This is a genomic window from Pseudomonas sp. Sample_24, from assembly GCF_004307605.1.
In the GTDB taxonomy this organism is placed as follows: domain Bacteria; phylum Pseudomonadota; class Gammaproteobacteria; order Pseudomonadales; family Pseudomonadaceae; genus Aquipseudomonas.
In genome coordinates, this window is record NZ_RCNW01000016.1 from 1 (window position 1) to 16755 (window position 16755).

Below are 16755 nucleotides of genomic sequence, written 5' to 3' on the forward strand. Positions count from 1 at the left end.
CCGCGTCGATCTGTGCCCATTCTTCAGGCGTGTAGGTATGCAGCGCCAACGCATGAAACTCGCCCATCAGCTCGCCGAGCGTGCCGTAGACTTTCTGGTGGCGCTTGACCCGGTTCAGCCCTTCGAATTGCTGGCTGACAACTACAGCCTTGAAGTGCGTCTGTAACCCGCGACTGTGCATGTGGCTTTCATCGAGCACCTGCAGATGCTGGGGCTGAAGCAGGCCCAGCGTCGATTCGATGCGTTGTTGCATGGTCATACAGAACTCCGCTTAAGGCTTGGCCTTGGCTGGCGCAGCGGCGCCTTTGGGCTCCAGCTCGGCAGTCATGTCGGCCAGCAGTTTGTTGACGACAGGTACCGCGCTTTCCAGCTTGGCCTGGGTCATCTGGGCCGATTGCTGGGTCAGTTGCGGCATTTTTTCCAGGACTTTCTTGCCCAATGGCGATTTGTAGAAGGCGACCAGGTCCTTGAGTTCCGACTCTGTGAAGTTGGTGGTGTAGAGCTTGACCATGTCCGGCTTCAGCTTGTTCCAGCCAATGGCCTGGTCCAGGGCGGCGTTGGCCTTGGCCTGGTAGGTTTCCAGTACCGCTTTTTTCGAGTCCGGGGCTTTGGTTTGCTGGAAGCGTTGAGCAAACATTTGCTGCACTTGCATGTACACCGGAGTGCCCAATTTGTCAGCATGCGCCAGGGTCAGGAAGGCCTCGGCACTGGCGTTGTGGCTGGCGGTGTCGGCAAAAACCTGGCCGCTGGCACAAACCAATGCAACCGCGGTACAGATGGCACGAAGACGAGTCATCGAGTTTCCTTTTCTAGCAGGCGAGGTAAAACCCCAAGGACGTCCATTCTGCGCCTAAAAAACGCTGTCACTCAACCCCAAGCCTTGTCGCGCCTGATTTAGAGGGGTTCAATGGTTGCAAGCGAGACAGATGGAACCCCGGCCGGCGATCACGGCCTAAACTGCGCAATCAGACTTACAGGAGTGTGACCGATGAGCCGTATCGAAACCGACAGCCTTGGCCAGGTTGAAGTCCCGGAGGAGGCCTACTGGGGCGCACAGACACAACGCTCGCTGGTCAACTTTGCCATTGGCAACGAACAGATGCCGCTGGCCGTGCTGCACGGTCTGGCGCTGATCAAGAAAGCGGCGGCACGGGTCAACGACCGCAACGGCGACTTGCCCGCCGACATCGCCCGGCTGATCGAACAAGCGGCGGATGAGGTACTCGCCGGCCAGCATGACGATCAGTTTCCGCTGGTGGTGTGGCAAACCGGCAGCGGCACCCAGAGCAACATGAACGTCAATGAGGTGATTGCGGGCCGGGCCAACGAACTGGCGGGCAATCCGCGCGGCGGCAAATCGCCGGTGCACCCCAACGATCATGTCAATCGTTCCCAGAGTTCCAACGACTGCTTCCCCACCGCCATGCACATCGCCACCGTGCAGGCCGTGCAGCACCATTTGCTGCCGGCGATCAGCGAACTGTCGGGCGGGCTGGCTGAACTGTCAGCGCGTCACATGAAGCTGGTGAAAACCGGGCGCACGCACATGATGGATGCCACACCCATCACCTTCGGCCAGGAAGTTTCGGCTTTTATAGCGCAACTCGATTACGCCGAGCGGGCCATTCGCAGCGCGCTGCCGGCGGTGTGTGAACTGGCCCAGGGCGGTACGGCGGTCGGTACCGGGCTGAACTCACCGCACGGTTTCGGTGAAGCCATCGCTGCTGAACTGGCGGCGCTTTCCGGCCTGCCGTTCGTTACCGCACCGAACAAATTCGCCGCCCTGGCCGGGCACGAGCCGCTGACGACCTTGTCCGGGGCACTGAAAACCCTCGCCGTGACGTTGATGAAGATCGCCAACGACTTGCGCCTGCTCGGTTCCGGACCGCGTGCCGGTTTTGCCGAAGTGAAGCTACCGGCCAACGAGCCGGGCAGCTCGATCATGCCCGGCAAGGTCAACCCGACCCAGTGCGAAGCGCTGTCGATGCTGGCCTGTCAGGTGTTGGGCAACGACGTTGCCATCGGATTTGCCGCGAGTCAGGGTCACTTGCAATTGAACGTGTTCAAACCGGTGATCATTCACAACCTGCTGCAATCGATCCGCTTGCTCGGCGATGGCTGCAGCAACTTCCAGCAACATTGCATAGCAGGCCTTGAGCCGGATGCCGAGAAAATGGCAGAACACCTTGAGCAAGGCTTGATGCTGGTGACGGCGCTGAACCCGCACATCGGTTATGACAAATCGGCGGAGATTGCCAAGAAGGCTTACGCCGAAGGGTTGACCTTGCGCGAGGCGGCACTGGAATTGGGGTATCTGACCGATGAAGAGTTTGATGCGTGGGTAAGGCCGGAGAATATGCTGGAGGCCGGGGCCAAGGGCTGAGATTGGTAGCGCCTGCAAGTCCGTCATCGCGGGCAAGCCTGCTCCCACAGGGTTTTGTGTCGTTCACTGATATTGTGATCGCCTTGATCCTGTGGGAGCGTGGCTTGCCCGCGATGAACGATAACGCGGTCTAACCGGCCGCCATCCGCATTTTCCGCGCCTTCAGCCCGGCAATCAACGAAGGCCCCAACGCCACCAGCGCCGAACCCAGCACGACCAATACCGCCCCGCCATACCCCAGACCATTGATGGTCTCGGCATGCACATAGTCCGGCCACCACCAGGCGGCGAGAGCAACCGCCGCAAACGTCACCAACGGTGTAATCGCCAGCGTGGCACTGACCCGCGATGCTTCCCAATGCGCCAGTGCTTCGGCAAACGCGCCGTAGGCAATCAGGGTGTTCATGCAGCATGCCAGCAGCAACCAGCCTTGCAACGGGTTCAATTGCAATGCTTCGAGCGGATGCACCCACGGTGTCAGCAACAGCCCGCAAAACAGATAGATCACCATCATCACCTGCAACGAATTCCACACCGTCAGCAATTGCTTTTGGCCCAGGGCATAAAAGGTCCAGACCGTGGACGCCAACAGCACCAGCAACACACCGGCGGTGTAATCGCTCAGCGACGTGAGCAACTCAGAGAGACGCTGATTGAAAAACAGCACGAAGCCAATCAGCAGCACGAGCAAGCCAATGCCCTGCCCCAGGCTGAAACGCTCCTTGAAGACAAACAGGCTGGCGATCAACAACATGATCGGCCCCATCTGCACCACCAGTTGCGCGGTGCCGGGGCTGAGCAGGTTGAGCCCCATCAGATACAGCACGTAGTTGCCCACCAGCCCCAGTACCGCCATCAACACCAGCCAGCCGCCGCGTGGCCCGAGCACTTTGCGGCTCGGCAGGCGTTTGGTCGCCGCCAGATACAGGAACAGGCAGCTGCCGGACACCATCAAGCGAAACCAGGTGACCGTCACCGGGTCCATCACCAGCAAGACCTGCTTGAGTTTGATGGGAAGGATTCCCCACAGCAACGCAGTCAGCAGGGCCAGAAACAAACCGTAGACCCAGCGACCCGATGAAATGTGCATGCAAACCCCGAAACCCGATGACAAGTAACCGGCATTCTAGGCGCACCGGCGCGCAGTACACAGGCACAGTTGGCGTCTGGCCGCGAATGAAACTGTGCAGGTCGCAACGTTTGATTGACGAACTGCCGCTGATCGGATCGACAGGCGCCGCAAGTAGTTCTTGCATAAGCTGATTGGATCCACAGGACACTTTCAGGAGATTCGCCATGTATGGCATGCGCGCCCAGGACAACGCTCCCGGCCTGCACTTTCGCAGTGATCGGTTATGTCGGGTGAATGGGGAGTTGTATTTCAGCACCCGGGAAAACACCCTCGAGGGGCCATTTGCCAATGTCGAGGCGGCTGCGCGGGAGATTCATGCTTATATAGAGCGGATGAAAAATATGGCGACGAATGGATAAACCGAGTCGCCTTCATCGCCAGCAGGCTAGCTCCCACAGGATCTGTGTCGCCCATCAGATCCTGTGGGAGCTAGCCTGCTGGCGATAGCTATTTAACAGTCATGACAAAATCCGAGGCGTTTACCGAACCGCCTCAAACAACCCGGTCGCCCCCATCCCGCCACCCACGCACATGGTCACCACGCCGTAACGCAGATTGCGCCGTTGCAACTCGCGAACGATGTGGCCGACCTGACGCGAACCGGTCATGCCAAACGGGTGGCCGATGGAGATTGAGCCGCCGTTGACGTTGTACTTGTCGTTCTCGATCTCCAGCCGATTGCGCGCGTAAAGGCATTGCGAGGCAAACGCTTCGTTGAGTTCCCAAAGATCGATATCGGCAACCTGCAAGCCCTTGGCCTTGAGCAGTTTCGGCACCGAAAACACCGGGCCGATGCCCATTTCATCCGGTTCGCAGCCGGCCACGGCGAATCCTCGGAAAAACGCTTTTGGCTTCAAGCCAAGCGCCAGGGCTTTCTCCAGGCTCATCACCAGCGTCATGGACGCGCCGTCCGACAATTGCGACGAGTTGCCCGCCGTCACCGAACCATCTTCAGCGAAAACCGGATTCAATCCGGCCAGGCTTTGCAGCGTAGTGTCGGGACGGTTGCAGTCATCGCGGTCGACGACACCGTCGAGAATCTGCACCTGCCCGGTGGCTTTGTCTTCAACGCGATACTTCACCGCCATCGGCACGATTTCATCATCGAACAACCCGGCAGCCTGTGCCTGGGCGGTGCGTTGCTGACTTTGCAGGGCGTACAGATCCTGCTCTTCACGGCTGACGTTGTAGCGGCGGGCGACGATTTCGGCGGTCTGGCCCATCGGGAAATAAATACCCGGCACCTGTTCCTTGAGCAGCGGGTTGATCAGGTTATCGGTGTTGACGCTTTTCATGGTCAGGCTGATCGACTCGACCCCACCGGCGACGATGATGTCGCTGCAACCGGAAGCGATCTGGTTGGCAGCGATGGCAATCGCCTGCAAGCCTGACGAGCAGAAGCGATTCAAGGTCATGCCGGCGGTACCGATGCCCAGACGCGACAACACCGCGACGTTGCGCCCGATGTTGTAACCCTGGGCGCCTTCATTGGAGCCGGCGCCGACGATGCAATCCTCGACGCTGGCCGGGTCGATGCCGGTGCGTGCCAGCAAGGCATTGACGCAGTGCGCTGCCATGTCGTCCGGACGGGTCTGGTTGAACTTGCCGCGAAAGGATTTGGCCAGGCCGGTCCGCACGCTGTCGACGATCACCACTTCACGCATGGCATTACCTCATTGTTGTTGTCGGTTGAGAGTGGCCCGAGCATAAGCCCACCCAATTACCAACCGCGACAATCATTCACCCCGCGTATGCGCAACCATCGCCTCACTTCTTGCCCTTGTTGGCCTTCCTGGCGTGTTTATCGGATTTCTTAAACGCTTCTTCCAGTGCCTGATTGATCGTGCGCAACACCTTGACCCGTGCCCAGCGCTTGTCGTTGGCTTCAATCAACGTCCACGGCGAGATTTCGGTGCTGGTGCGGTCGACCATGTCGCCGACAGCGGCGCGATAGTCGTCCCACTTTTCCCGATTGCGCCAGTCATCCTCGGTGATCTTGAAACGTTTGAAAGGAATTTCTTCGCGCTCCTGAAAGCGTTCCATTTGAGTCTGTTTGTCGATGGCCAGCCAGAACTTGACGACGACCACCCCGGCATCGCCAATCTGTTCTTCGAAATCGTTGATTTCACTGTAGGCGCGCAACCAGTCCGCCGGGCTGCAAAAACCCTCGATACGTTCCACCAGCACCCGGCCATACCATGAGCGGTCGAACACGGTGAATTTGCCCCGTGCCGGCAGGTGTCGCCAGAAGCGCCACAGGTATGGCTGTGCACGCTCTTCTTCAGTGGGCGCGGCAATCGGCACGATGTTGTATTGACGTGGATCGAGCGCCGCCGCCACTCGCCTGATCGCCCCGCCCTTGCCCGCTGCGTCGTTGCCTTCGAACACCGCGACCAGGGCGTGCCGGCGCATGCGTTTGTCCCGCATCAACCCGGAAAGCCGCGCCTGCTCGGTCACCAACTGTTCCTCGTAATCGTCTTTTTCCAGGTGCAGGGTCAGGTCCAGGCTGTCGAGCAGGTTGACTTGATCGACACTGGGCAACACCGGCGCAGCGCTGACTTTGTCCGGATGGATCTGCGGCCGCTGCAAGGCACCTCGCAGGCTTTCGAGCAGAATCTTGCCCACTACCAGGCTGCGATAGCGTGCATCCATACCAGCGATGACGTGCCACGGCGCATAGTCACGGCTGGTGCGACGCAGGACACGCTCACCGAACTTGACGAAACGGTCGTAGGTCTGCGATTGCTGCCAGTCCAGTGGGCTGATGCGCCAACTGTGCAAGGGATCGTCGGCCAACGCCTTGAGGCGCGCCTTCATCTGTTTCTTGGAGAGGTGGAACCAGAATTTGACGATCACTGCGCCTTCATCGCAGAGCATCTTTTCCAGGCGCTCGGCGCCATTGATGGCTTGATCCAGGCGCGGGTCCTTGAATTCGCCATGTACCCTGCCCTGCAGCATCTGGCTGTACCAATTGCCGAAGAAAACCCCCATGCGCCCCTTGGCCGGCAGCATCCGCCAATAGCGCCACGCCGGGGGGCGTGCCAGTTCTTCATCGGTTTGCTGATCGAACGTGCGGACCTCGATCAAGCGCGGGTCCATCCACTCGTTGAGCAATTTGACCGTCTCGCCCTTACCGGCGCCTTCGATGCCGTTGATCAGGATGATCACCGGAAAACGTTTTTGCTGCTGAAGCTCGAATTGCGCTTCGAGCAAGGCTTCGCGCAGCGCCGGCACTTCGGCGTCGTAGGTTTCTTTGTCGATGGCGTGGTCGATTTCAGCGGATTCGAACATGAACGGCTCCCTTGCAGATTTGAGCAAGACTAGCGGATGGACCTCTCTTGCGTGAGACAAATCCAATTTTCGCAGCCGCGAGAAACCTGTGGCGAGGGAGCTTGCTTGCGCTGGACAGCGTAGCTGCCGCCAAAAACATTGGCGGCTGCTTCGCACCCGAGCGGGAGCAAGCTCCCTCGCCACAAAGGCGTAGCAAGCTCCCTCGCCACAAAGGCGGATCAAGCGCCACGCCCGTGATCGGCTAGAATGGCCACCTTGCCGTTGCCGAGCCTGCCATGAAACCTGTATTGCCCCACGCCCAGCTCGACTGGGATGATCAAGGTCGTCCGTATTCGCGTGTGTTCGACGATGTGTATTTCTCCGATCAGTCGGGGCTGGACGAAACCCGCTACGTGTTCATCGAACAGAATCGTCTGGCAGAACGTTTTGCCGCGTTGCCACCCGGTGGCCGGTTGGTGATTGGCGAAACGGGGTTTGGTACCGGGCTGAATTTTCTCTGTGCCTGGCAGGTGTTCGAGCAACATGCGGCGCCCGATGCGCGGCTGCATTTTGTCAGCGTCGAAAAATATCCATTGAGCCTCGCCGACCTGCAGCGCGCCCTGGCACTGTGGCCGCAGCTCAAGGTATTTGCCGATCAACTGCTGGCGCAGTACGTGGCCATCCATCAAGGCTTTCAGCGCCTGACACTGGCCAACGGCCGGGTCACGCTGACCTTGCTGATCGGCGATGCACTGGAGCAACTGCCGCAACTGGACGGGCCAATCGACGCCTGGTTTCTCGACGGTTTTGCCCCGGCGAAAAACCCTGACATGTGGACCGCCGAACTGTTCGTCGAACTGGCGCGACTGGCTGGTCCCGGCTCGACCATCAGTACCTTCACCAGTACCGGTTGGGTTCGGCGGCTGCTGAACGCCGCGGGCTTCAAGATGAAACGCACGCCGGGCATCGGCCATAAATGGGAAATCCTGCGCGGAGAATTCCTCGGGTGGCCGCAGGAGGTTGCTGCGCCAATCCCGGCCAAACCCTGGTTTGCCCGCCCTGCACCGCTGACGGGTGAACGCCGGGCACTGGTGATCGGCGCCGGGCTGGCCGGTTGCGCCAGCGCCGCCAGTCTTGCAGCGCGAGGCTGGCAAGTGAGCGTGCTGGAGCGCCACGCCGACATTGCCCAGGAGGCCTCCGGCAATCCACAGGGTGTGCTTTACCTGAAGTTATCGGCGCACGGCACCGCGCTGTCGCAAATGATCGTCAGCGGTTTCGGCTACACCCGACGACTGCTGGAGCACTTGCAACGTGGCACTGACTGGGACGATTGCGGCGTGCTGCAACTGGCGTTCAATGCCAGGGAAGCCGAACGACAGGCGCAATTGGCCGAGGCGTTTCCCGCAGACCTGCTGCACCTGATCGATCAGCCCCAGGCCCAGGCGCTGGCGGGGATCGGTCTGGCGCACGGCGGCATGTACTTTCCCGAAGGTGGTTGGGTGCATCCTCCGGCGCTGTGCCAATCGCAGGTTGCACAGCACAACATTCAAATACTGACACACCACGATGCCGTGCAACTGCGCAAGGTCGACGGCCAGTGGCAAGCGTGGGACGGCGAGCGATTGCTCGCCAGCGCCCCCGTGGTCGTGCTGGCCGGTGCCGCCGAGATTCAACGCTTCGCCGAAAGCGCAGAATTGCCGCTCAAACGCATTCGCGGGCAAATCACCCGCCTGGCGCAAACCCCGCAAAGCCAGGCCTTGAGCACGGTGGTATGTGCCGAAGGCTATGTCGCCCCCGCGCGCCATGGCGAACATACCCTCGGCGCCAGTTTCGATTTCAAGAGCGACGACCTGACTCCGACCATCGCCGAACACCAGGGTAACCTGGCCATGCTCGAAGAGATTTCCCACGATCTGGTCACGCGACTGGGGGCCGATACGCTTGCCCCGGAAAGCCTCCAGGGTCGGGCGGCGTTTCGCTGCACCAGCCCCGACTACCTGCCGATTGTCGGCCCGTTGGCCGACAGTCAGGCTTTCGCCCAGGCCTATGCGGCACTCGCCAAGGATGCCCGGCAAGTGCCGGACATCGAATGCCCATGGCTCGACGGCTTGTACGTCAACAGCGGTCACGGCTCACGTGGTTTGATCACCGCGCCGCTGTCCGGCGAATTGCTCGCCGCCTGGCTGGATAACGAACCGCTGCCTCTACCCAGGGCGGTGGCCGAAGCCTGCCACCCGAACCGTTTTGCCTTGCGCCGATTGATTCGCGGCAAGGCCTGAGACGCTCAATCGAGGATAAAACAGGTTTTCGTCTCGTCCGCCGCCAGCGCCTGTGTGGTCAGTTCCTCCAGCAACGTGGTCTCGGCCTGCTGCAACTGATTCATGATGCCATCGACATGGGCGCGATAGCGCGTGCCCAGCGTCGCCTCGCCTTCGAAGGCCGCCTGCATTCGCACGTGAAAGGGTGCGGCGAGGCGATTCAAACGTTGAGCGTGATGCTTACGCAAGAAGTCGACCCAGAATGAACGCGTGCTCAGATCCCGCAGCAACGCCGGCGACAATAATGCCGTGGTCACTCGGGCGTAAGCAGTGTCCAGGTTTGCCTGCGTCACACCGCTGAGCGATGCGTAACGCATATGCCGAGGTTGGCCGACCAGCTCCAGCCGCTCGGCCAAACCGGTTCGGTAGGCCAATTCCACTTCCACGGGATCAAGCCTGGGGTTGGCCCGCGCATGTTCCTCGGCAATCCCGGCTAGGGTGTCCTGGCAGAACAAAGCTCGCCCAAGGCTCAACAGTCGAGCGGCTTCATCGTGAGCATTGGCAGACGCCTTCACCACCTTGTCGATTTCGACCGCCACTTCAAGGTGACTGAAAATCAATGCCGCGGAATCCGTACAGTTGGCCTTCACCGCCAGCGCCAACAACCGCTCGCGCAACGCCGAATCAGCGGCTGTCGCGTCAATGACGTTCCATACCCGACGAGTCATGTCTTCATGCACAAAACGGCTGTCCGCCGAGTTCCCCACCTCGGCCAGCAACTGGAAGAGTCCCGGCGACGCAGGCTCATTCTTCAGCGCCAGCCATGTGCGGTTGCGCCGGGTGTAATCAGCTTCCCGTGAATCCGGCATCCAGAAGTCCCTGGCGACCTGTTCACTGGTCACCTTGGCATCGTCCGCCATGAACCCCATGCCGATACCGGTCCTGTCACGGTAAGACTGCAGTTTCGCGCGACTGGCTGCGGACAAGGGGTTGTATCGCAGGTTGATGAATTGGGCGAAGCGTTGCGGCACATCAAACAGCCAGTCCGGCAACTCTCGAATCTGGTTACCGCGCAAGTCGACTCTGTTGAGGTACGGCAAGCGGTCAAATCCCGCAGGCAGTTCGGTGGCGTGTGTGTCGCTGAGAATCAAGGCCTGCAGGTTGGCCATTTTGCTGACATCCAGCGTGGCTCCCAGACGGTTGCCGCTGAGCGAAAGCGTGCGCAACGTGCGCATGTCGGCCAGTTTGCGCAACGTGTGCTCCGTCAGCGCCACTTGATTGCCGTTCAGGCTCAAATGCTGAAGGTCGGGCATATGCGACAGTATTTCAGGCAACCGCGTCAGCCGATTGCGGTCCAGCTCCAGGGTGACCAACCCTTTGAACGGCCTCAGGAAATAGGCCAACTCATCGCCTGCTTCCATGTCCGTGATAGCGAGGCTGCGTACATGCGCAACGTCCTGTTCGGTCAGCGTCGGCATCTGGCCGACCGGGTTGCGCTGAAGATTGAGCGCTGTGTAGGGCTGATCCTGCGGCCATCTCGGCGGCGCGACCCGGCGCCAGCAGTTTTCGATGGCATCGGCCACCTGACGACGACTGACTCGCAGGTCGTTGAGTTGCCCGGGCAACTTCTTCATTTGTTCGTCATCGGCGCACCAGTTGCGCAGGACCTCGCGCAGTTGCTTGAGCTGCTGCTCGAGCGCCTTGATGCGGTTTACCCGCAACGTTTGGGTGCTGCCTGCCGCGTCGAGAAAAGACGAAACCTGGGCATCGCTGAAATACGGATAGAGCTTTCTGACTTTGCGAATCAAGGCTTGTGCATAGACGTTTGCCGCAGGCGGGTCAGCCTGTACGCAGCTGGAAAAATGTTGCGCCAGCTCTGTGCGTTCATTGCGCAGCATCCGTGCGGTGCGTAGCGGATCCCGTGATGTTGCCACCAACAGACGGGTCTGCAACCGTGAAACATCCTGCGCCTCGATCCCGGACAAGCCCATGCGGGTGCGCTGGGTTTGCGGCAATGCGCGATAAATAGAATCGAGCAGGCGCTCGCTGCTACGTGTAGTGAGCGTGGTGCCAGTGCCTTGGCTGACTTGATAGCCCGAAGCCGTCTTGACGATCACGCCCTTCGCGGGTGCAGTGGCCTGGCCAACGCTGTCGAGCAAGGTGCCGGTGCTTGATCCCTGGCGTACTTCCAGGCGAAACCCGTCGTCCCAGCCTTGCAGTCGATCCATGAACCTGAGCGCCAGGTTGTCGGTATCGTCATTGGCCAGAGACGGCAGGCGAAACCCGGTGAGGGCACGATCCTGCCTGATCGAAAACTGTGCCTCACTGACCTGTTGCGCCAGATCCAGCCCCAGGATCCTGCGCTCACGAAGTAAGCTACGGTCTCTGCCAGAGGCATTGCTCAACAGCTCCTCGGCCACGCGCACCGGAAGGTCGGTAACCTGGTCGCACAACGTTGCAACGTCGCCAGTGGCAATGCCATCGTAGGTTTTATACAGCTGCTCCATCAGGGGCCGGCGATTGCCTTTCAGCGCCGTGCCGATTTTTTGCGCCAGCAGCGCGGGTTTGGACTCTGTCGTGGCGCCGATGATGCCTTCGACTTCCTTGGAAGACAGGCCATTGATCACGGTCTCCAGCAACTTTCCTGACTTCAGCTCGGACTCGCTGACAGGCACGCGGTTGGCCTCATCAACCGTCGCCGATTGCGGGTGGCGCGAGACGAACTGCTGTTTATCGTCGACGACCTCGATGAATCGCTCCTTGGGCCAACCGGGCAATGTCGGCAACGTATGCAGTTGTTCCTGCAAATGGGCTGTGCCGGAGAATTCTCCACGCTCCATTCGCCTGATCAGCAGATTGATACCCTGATTCAATTTGAACCGCTCGATGCAGTCCTTGATCCGCGCCGGCAAGGGCAGATTTGCTTCGTGCAATTGGTGCACAAGCGCCGGTGACAGGTCGGTGATGGCGCCAATGCTCACGATGTCGCTGTGGCTCAGCCCGGTCTGGCCAGGGCTGAGCCGTTTGAGCGCATAACCGCTTGGCCATTCGTATACGTGTTCATGGATATGGCGCCAGCCTCCTTCGACGTGACGTACGAGAGTGGGCTGAAAAGCATCCTGGCGCACGGGATGGTCGACGCGCCACGCTTTCGTCGCAGGATCTTGCGAGACGCGATACGGCGCCCCGTCCATGAGGATCAACGTGCGCTGGCCGTCCTTGTAGAGGCCGTTCGAATCAGGTCGCAGTGTCGCTGCCGGTGGCGTTGCCTGTTTGTAGGCCTTTAGGTCGGGTTTCCATAACCTTGGTTCGCCATGACGACCGGTTACCGCCTCAAAACCGTCGAAAAAGGTCGCCTGTTCGCCTGCGATTCGACTGAATGCAGACGTCACCACCTTGCCGCCCACCACAAACGCGGCCATCTGCGCGACGTTTTCCACGACGTTGAGTAAATGCGACAAGGCCTCGGTGCGCTGGCCGTGCGTCCAGTCCTGCACCCCTTCATACACCTCCCCGGCAATTTCGACGATGGCCGCCGCGGCCATCAACTCCCCGAGTACAGGAACGAAGAACGACGCTGCGTTGAGCAGGACCAGGCTCGCCTCCATCAGCGTTTTACGTGTTTTCTCCCGTTGTTGTTCATCGACCGATTCTGTCGGCACCGCCAACACTTGCGCATCCTGCTGGGTCTTTTCGATAAAAGCACTGAAGAAAAAATCCGAAGGACAGGTCGCCGGCGTGGCCGCCATCGGACCTAACGCCTTGTCCTTGTCAAAGGAGGTGAAGAACTTCGTCTTATCGTGACCGCAAAGGTATTGCCTGGCGAACACCGCTCGGTAGCTTTTGGTTTGCAACTTGAGTGTAAGGTAAACCTTGAACTCGTCCAGCGAGGCGTATTCATACAGCGGTCGACGGGGCTCGTTCGGCATGTAGACGATGCATTTCGCCTGTGCGTGGGTATCGATCGACTGATTGCTGAACACCAGCGCACCCGAGATGCAGACGTCATGAATCATCAAGCCCTGCCACATCACCGGTACGCCATCGAACAGCGCGTTTCGGATGCTTGCCACCGGAACATCTTGCGTGATCACGCTGTTCAGGAGGGTATGAGCTGCGGCGCTGATGTCCTTTTTCATGTAGGCGATGTGCACGGCGACCTGCATATCGAGCAATTTCAGGCGCCGAATGTCAGCAGCCGAAGCCGCTGAGTTGGCCGCACTGCCACCCAGGGTTCTGGGGGGAAGCGCCAATGCTTGGTCAATGTGTTGCTGGTAACGGCCACCGAGGTCCAGTTCGCGGCACAACGTGGCGAAGTGCGCAGGGGTGATGACTGTTGCTGTCTGAGGCTTGCCATTGATGCGAATCAACGATTCTTTGGAAAATCCATTCGTGCCAGCTTCGCCGAGGGTGAAGTTCTCCATGGCGGCGTGGAGCAGGCTGCGGGATTGGGTGGTGACGGTACCAGTCCAATCGACGGGGAACATGCTTGTCGAAGTAATCGAAGTGGTGCTGACCTCCAGCGTATCGCGCTCGACTTCGAACTCGACTGACCACTTGGCTTTGAGCAAGTCGGTCAATTGTTCCTTGCAGAACACATCCAGCGGCTTCAGCCTGTCGAGCGCCTCGCGCGCCCGGGTGTGGCAAACATGGGCCTGCTCAAAGGCTGTCTTCAGCGCTTGCGCCTGGGCCAGGTCGGCGTTGGCCAGCCAGTCCGGAATGGACCTTTGCAAGACCTCGGCCTTGTCCAGGTCAGCGGTGTGTTCTACCAGTGCGTCCAGCCGATGCGCCGGGGTAAATGTCACGGCAGGAGGATTTGTTTTCGGGAGTGTTGGCAGCATGTGCAATGTCCTTATTGCATTCAGATGCGTTCAGCCTACGGCGCTCAACGGGCAAATGATAATTCGAATATCAGGGCTGATCCCGTGGCGTCCGAGCAAGTATTCCTATGCTTCGTAGCAATATCTATTGCCACTGGCACAAGCCGTTTCAGGTAGGAGCCATTCGTCCGACAGCCGCCACTTATAACGTATCGATCTAAAACTCCTGAAATCCGAGCGGGTCAGTTTCTGAGTACCCGCTGTTTTGGCGCGGTAGCGTTTCACCCTCCCCAACGGAAAAACCGGTAAGGAATTTATGTGCGGATTAGCTGGCGAGTTACGTTTTGACAATCAACCTGCAGACCTTGCAGCTGTAGAGCGAATCACCCATCACCTGGCACCACGCGGTCCTGATGCCTGGGGTTTCCATAGCCAAGGGCCGATTGCCCTGGGCCACAGACGCCTGAAAATCATGGACCTGTCGGACGGCTCTGCGCAGCCGATGATCGACAACCAACTGGGCTTGTCCCTGGCCTTCAACGGCGCCATCTACAACTACCCGGAATTGCGTGCGGAGCTGGAAGGCCTTGGTTATGCCTTCTATTCCGGTGGCGACACCGAAGTGCTGCTCAAGGGCTTTCACGCCTGGGGTGAGGCTCTGCTGCCGAAACTCAACGGCATGTTTGCCTTTGCCATCTGGGAGCGCGATGCGCAACGCCTGTTCATTGCCCGCGATCGCCTTGGCGTGAAACCGTTGTATCTGTCGCGCACCGGCCAGCGCCTGCGCTTTGCCTCGGCATTGCCGGCGCTGCTCAAGGGGGGCGACATCAACCCGATCCTTGACCCGGTGGCGCTCAATCATTATTTGAATTTCCACGCGGTGGTCCCGGCGCCACGCACGTTGCTGGCAGGCATCGAAAAACTGCCGCCGGCCAGCTGGATGCGCATCGAACCCGATGGCAGCACCGAGCAGAAAACCTGGTGGACCTTGCCCTACGGCCCACACGCCGATGAGATGAATCTGACACTCGAAGACTGGCGCGATCGCGTGCTCGACAGCACCCGCGAGGCGGTAGCGATTCGCCAACGGGCAGCGGTGGACGTTGGCGTGCTGCTTTCGGGTGGTGTCGACTCGAGCATGCTGGTGGGCTTGTTGCGCGAAGTCGGGGTAGAAAACCTGTCGACGTTTTCCATCGGTTTCCAGGATGCCGGAGGCGAACGCGGTGACGAATTCCAGTATTCGGACCTGATCGCCAAGCACTACGGCACCCAGCATCATCAACTGCGCATCGACGAAAAAGAGATCATCGAGCAACTGCCCGCCGCGTTCCGCGCGATGAGCGAGCCGATGGTCAGCCACGATTGCATCGCCTTCTACCTGCTGTCCCGGGAAGTGGCCAAGCATTGCAAAGTGGTGCAAAGCGGCCAAGGCGCCGACGAACTATTCGCCGGTTATCACTGGTATCCACAGGTGGATGGCGCCAGTGATCCATACGCCGCTTATCGCGAGGCGTTTTTCGATCGCAGTTACGACGACTACGCCGCCACCGTGCAGCCGAAATGGCTGACGGCGAACGACGCTGCCGGCGACTTCGTGAAGCAACATTTCGCACAACCTGGCGCCGACGCGGCCGTCGACAAAGCCCTGCGTCTGGACAGCACGGTGATGCTGGTGGACGACCCGGTCAAGCGCGTCGACAACATGACCATGGCCTGGGGACTGGAAGCGCGTACGCCGTTTCTCGACTATCGCCTGGTGGAGTTGTCGGCTCGCGTACCGGGCAAATTCAAATTGCCGGACGGTGGCAAGCAAGTGCTCAAGGAAGCCGCGCGGTTGGTGATCCCCAGTGAAGTGATCGACCGCAAGAAAGGCTACTTCCCGGTGCCGGGTCTCAAGCATTTGCAAGGTGACACGCTGGAATGGGTGCGCGAACTGTTGCTCGATCCCAGCCAGGATCGCGGCCTGTTCAACCCGGCCATGCTCGACCGCCTGCTGACCGACCCGCAAGGGCAACTGACCCCGCTGCGCGGCTCCAAACTGTGGCAACTGGCGGCCCTGAACCTGTGGCTCAGTGAACAAGGAATCTGATCGATGAAACCTCACGCCACGGCTTTCAGCCAACGCTTGTTACGCGGTCAGGCGCCCTCCTACGAACGCTTGCAGGCGCGCCTGGCCGAAGACGGCAGCGCATTGGGCGGCGAGCCGATTGCCGTGCATTGCGGCTGGGGTCGCCTGTTGATCGGCCATACCTTTGCCGATCCGGCCAGCCTCGCCAAAGAACTGCTCAACGAACAGCCCGGCGAGCGCGACATTGCCCTGTACGTTGCCGCCCCCCAGCAAATATTGGGGTTGGAACCGACCCAGTTGTTCCTCGACCCGTCCGACACCTTGCGCCTGTGGTTCAGTGACTACCGTCAGGCCACCCGGGTGTTTCGCGGTTTTCGCATCCGCCGTGCGCAGACCGAAGCCGACTGGAATGCGATCAATCAGCTGTATCAGTCACGCGGCATGTTGCCCGTCGATCCGACCTTGCTGACCCCACGGCATGACGGCGGGCCGGTGTATTGGCTGGCTGAAGATGACGACAGCGGTGCGGTGATCGGCAGCGTGATGGGGCTCAATCATCACACGGCTTTCAACGATCCGGAAAACGGCAGCAGCCTATGGTGCCTGGCGGTCGATCCGCGCTGTTCGCGGCCTGGCGTCGGTGAAGTGCTGGTGCGGCATTTGATCGAACACTTCATGAGCCGTGGGCTGAGTTATCTCGACTTGTCGGTGTTGCACGACAATCGCCAGGCGAAAAGCCTCTACGCCAAGCTCGGTTTTCGCAACCTGTCGACCTTCGCCATCAAGCGCAAGAACGGCATCAACCAGCCGCTGTTTCTCGGGCC

General features: G+C 59.9%; 11 protein-coding genes. 5 read left to right on the forward strand and 6 right to left on the reverse strand.

Annotation, left to right across the window (positions count from 1 at the left end; translation table 11 throughout):
* Both D8V06_RS00755 and D8V06_RS00760 read right to left on the reverse strand, forming a co-directional pair.
* Positions 1-259 (reverse strand): BolA family protein (locus D8V06_RS00755; RefSeq protein ID WP_130930266.1); only part of this gene is annotated, 259 nt, incomplete at its 3' end.
* A gap of 12 nt (positions 260-271) precedes the next feature.
* Positions 272-796: a DUF2059 domain-containing protein gene (locus D8V06_RS00760; protein WP_056856472.1), complete on the reverse strand. Its 525-nt coding sequence runs from the start codon at positions 794-796 to the stop codon at positions 272-274.
* Between the two features lie 192 nt (positions 797-988).
* On the opposite strand from D8V06_RS00760, the gene D8V06_RS00765 reads away from it, so the two are divergent.
* Entirely contained in the window at positions 989-2383 is a 1395-nt protein-coding gene (locus D8V06_RS00765) for a class II fumarate hydratase (protein WP_056856473.1), read from the forward strand.
* A 130-nt stretch (positions 2384-2513) separates the two neighbouring features.
* Here the strand turns inward: D8V06_RS00765 and D8V06_RS00770 are convergent, their stop codons facing one another.
* Positions 2514-3473 carry a DMT family transporter gene (locus D8V06_RS00770; RefSeq protein WP_130907486.1) on the reverse strand — a complete coding sequence of 320 codons (960 nt, stop codon included), beginning with the start codon at positions 3471-3473 and terminating at the stop codon, positions 2514-2516.
* Between the two features lie 206 nt (positions 3474-3679).
* Between D8V06_RS00770 and D8V06_RS00775 the strand changes: the two genes are divergently transcribed.
* Positions 3680-3874 carry a DUF6316 family protein gene (locus D8V06_RS00775; protein ID WP_056856475.1) on the forward strand — a complete coding sequence of 65 codons (195 nt, stop codon included), beginning with the start codon at positions 3680-3682 and terminating at the stop codon, positions 3872-3874.
* A gap of 120 nt (positions 3875-3994) precedes the next feature.
* Here the strand turns inward: D8V06_RS00775 and D8V06_RS00780 are convergent, their stop codons facing one another.
* A complete protein-coding gene (locus tag D8V06_RS00780) occupies positions 3995-5179 on the reverse strand; it encodes a thiolase family protein (RefSeq protein ID WP_130904149.1) in 1185 nt (394 codons plus the stop codon).
* 103 nt (positions 5180-5282) lie between these two features.
* The gene (gene pap / locus D8V06_RS00785; protein ID WP_130904150.1) at positions 5283-6806 is read right to left on the reverse strand and encodes a polyphosphate:AMP phosphotransferase; all 1524 of its coding nucleotides are present in this window, start codon (positions 6804-6806) and stop codon (positions 5283-5285) included.
* Positions 6807-7081: 275 nt separating this feature from the next.
* Between pap and mnmC the strand changes: the two genes are divergently transcribed.
* On the forward strand, positions 7082-9064 hold the full coding sequence (gene mnmC, locus D8V06_RS00790; protein WP_130930267.1) for a bifunctional tRNA (5-methylaminomethyl-2-thiouridine)(34)-methyltransferase MnmD/FAD-dependent 5-carboxymethylaminomethyl-2-thiouridine(34) oxidoreductase MnmC: 1983 nt from the start codon (positions 7082-7084) through the stop codon (positions 9062-9064).
* Between the two features lie 5 nt (positions 9065-9069).
* Here the strand turns inward: mnmC and D8V06_RS00795 are convergent, their stop codons facing one another.
* Entirely contained in the window at positions 9070-13884 is a 4815-nt protein-coding gene (locus D8V06_RS00795; RefSeq protein WP_130930268.1) for an NEL-type E3 ubiquitin ligase domain-containing protein, read from the reverse strand.
* 295 nt (positions 13885-14179) lie between these two features.
* On the opposite strand from D8V06_RS00795, the gene D8V06_RS00800 reads away from it, so the two are divergent.
* Together D8V06_RS00800 and D8V06_RS00805 are read left to right on the forward strand one after the other, a co-directional pair.
* On the forward strand, positions 14180-15952 hold the full coding sequence (locus tag D8V06_RS00800; RefSeq protein WP_130930269.1) for an N-acetylglutaminylglutamine amidotransferase: 1773 nt from the start codon (positions 14180-14182) through the stop codon (positions 15950-15952).
* A gap of 3 nt (positions 15953-15955) precedes the next feature.
* The coding region (locus D8V06_RS00805; protein ID WP_130930270.1) for a GNAT family N-acetyltransferase at positions 15956-16755 on the forward strand (800 nt) is incomplete at its 3' end.

Bases quoted from the DNA above. Each gene is read 5' to 3' on its own strand.
- pap (WP_130904150.1), bottom strand. From the start codon at position 6,806: ATGTTCGAATCCGCTGAAATCGACCACGCCATCGACAAAGAAACCTAC.
- D8V06_RS00770 (WP_130907486.1), bottom strand. From the start codon at position 3,473: ATGCACATTTCATCGGGTCGCTGGGTCTACGGTTTGTTTCTGGCCCTG.
- mnmC (WP_130930267.1), top strand. From the start codon at position 7,082: ATGAAACCTGTATTGCCCCACGCCCAGCTCGACTGGGATGATCAAGGT.
- D8V06_RS00760 (WP_056856472.1), bottom strand. From the start codon at position 796: ATGACTCGTCTTCGTGCCATCTGTACCGCGGTTGCATTGGTTTGTGCC.
- D8V06_RS00775 (WP_056856475.1), top strand. From the start codon at position 3,680: ATGTATGGCATGCGCGCCCAGGACAACGCTCCCGGCCTGCACTTTCGC.
- D8V06_RS00765 (WP_056856473.1), top strand. From the start codon at position 989: ATGAGCCGTATCGAAACCGACAGCCTTGGCCAGGTTGAAGTCCCGGAG.
- D8V06_RS00800 (WP_130930269.1), top strand. From the start codon at position 14,180: ATGTGCGGATTAGCTGGCGAGTTACGTTTTGACAATCAACCTGCAGAC.
- D8V06_RS00780 (WP_130904149.1), bottom strand. From the start codon at position 5,179: ATGCGTGAAGTGGTGATCGTCGACAGCGTGCGGACCGGCCTGGCCAAA.
- D8V06_RS00795 (WP_130930268.1), bottom strand. From the start codon at position 13,884: ATGCTGCCAACACTCCCGAAAACAAATCCTCCTGCCGTGACATTTACC.